Source organism: Marinobacter sp. DS40M6 (assembly GCF_028581595.1).
In the GTDB taxonomy this organism is placed as follows: domain Bacteria; phylum Pseudomonadota; class Gammaproteobacteria; order Pseudomonadales; family Oleiphilaceae; genus Marinobacter; species Marinobacter salarius.
In genome coordinates, this window is sequence record NZ_JAFCAE010000014.1 from 1 (window position 1) to 1,696 (window position 1,696).

A 1,696-nucleotide genomic window follows, 5' to 3' on the forward strand; every position below is an offset into this window, starting at 1 on the left:
GCACCACCACGCTGGATCAGACGGCTCCGACCGTGGGCGTGAACCCCCGAACCACCAACGACACCACACCGGCACTGACCGGCACGGTGGATGACGCCAGTGCCGACGTCACCGTGACCGTGAATGGTAATGACTACAGCGCCACCAATAACGGTGATGGTACCTGGACCCTGGCCGACGACACATTGCCAGCGTTGGGTGCGGGGGATTACACCGTCACCGTAACCGCGGTTGATCCGGCGGGTAACGAAGGGTCGAACACCGGCACCCTCACCGTGGATACCTCCGTGCCGGCGGTGACCTTCGACAGGCTGTCCACGAACGACACGACCCCGGCGTTGAGCGGAACGGTGGACGATGCGGCCGCCGACGTCACCGTGACGGTGGACGGTAACGACTACAACGCCACCAACAATGGCGATGGCACCTGGACCCTGGCGGATGATCAGTTGCCGTCCCTGGCCGAGGGCGATTACACCGTTGAGGTAGCCGCCACGGGTGCGTCGGGCAACGCCGGTAGCGTCAGCGGTACGCTGACGATTGATACCACACCGCCGTCGGTCACCGTTGACCCGGCGGGGGATGGTGACCTGACCGGTACAGCGGAGCCGGGCAGCACGGTGAGCATTGACACGGATGGAGACGGCACGGCGGATTACACCCTCGAAGCCGATGTGGATGGCCGCTGGTCGGTGACGCCCGATGCGCCATTGGCCGATGGTACCGATGTGAGCGTGACGGCCACCGATGAAGCCGGTAATACCAGCGACCCGGTTACGATCACCGTGGACACGGTAGCGCCGAATGCGCCGACGCTGGCGTTGGCGAACGACACCGGCACCGACGGCGATGGTGTGACCATCGACGGTACCGTCACGGTCGGTGGCCTGGAGCCTGGCGCTACCTGGTCGTACTCCACCGATGGCGGGGCCACCTGGAACGAAGGTGCCGGCAATGGCTTTGAGCTGCCGGCGGGCGAGTACGCCGAAGGGGAGGTGCTGGCGCGCCAGACCGACGAGTCGGGCAACACCAGTGATGAGGGCAGCCTGATTGGGGTGACCGTGGACAACACCAGCCCCGGTGGTGCGGACGGCACGGATGCGCCCACGCTGCTGATCCCCGAAGCGGACAACGGCTTCATCGGCAACGATGAGTTGAGCGATGGCATCCAGGCGGTGGTCAGCCTGACGGTGGGGACCGAGGAAGGGGACACCGTCAGGGTAACCCTGACCGATGGTAACGGGGTTGAGCACACGTTCGAACATCTCGTAACAGGCGCAGACCTGGCCGCCGGCGACGTTGGCCTGGACCTGACGGGCCCGTTTGCCGAAGGGCTGTCGAATGCCGTGGCGGAGATTACCGACGAGGCGGGTAATGCCTCGCTGGCCACTAACGAGGTCACGTTCACGCTAGATGTGGATGCCCCGGATGCTCCAACGATTGATTCCGCCACTGACGATACCGGTGATGTGACGGGTGGTCTACTGAGTGGGTCGAGCACCGATGAGACCACGCCGATCTTGAACGGTACTGCGGAAGCGGGCAGCACGGTGACGCTGTTCCAGGACGGTAACGCGATCGGTACGACGGTAACGGATACCGGAGGTAACTGGAGTTTTGAAACACCGGCCCTGGCGGAAGGTGGCCACAACTTCACCGCCATGGCCACTGATGTGGCAGGGAACGAATCGCCTGT

The 1,696-nt window shown here is 64.3% G+C and carries 1 protein-coding gene; it reads left to right on the forward strand.

All coding sequences use genetic code 11. The features are described 5' to 3' along the window. Nucleotides 1-1,696 (forward strand): Ig-like domain-containing protein (locus tag JJO78_RS20545; RefSeq protein ID WP_273624657.1); only part of this gene is annotated, 1,696 nt, incomplete at both ends.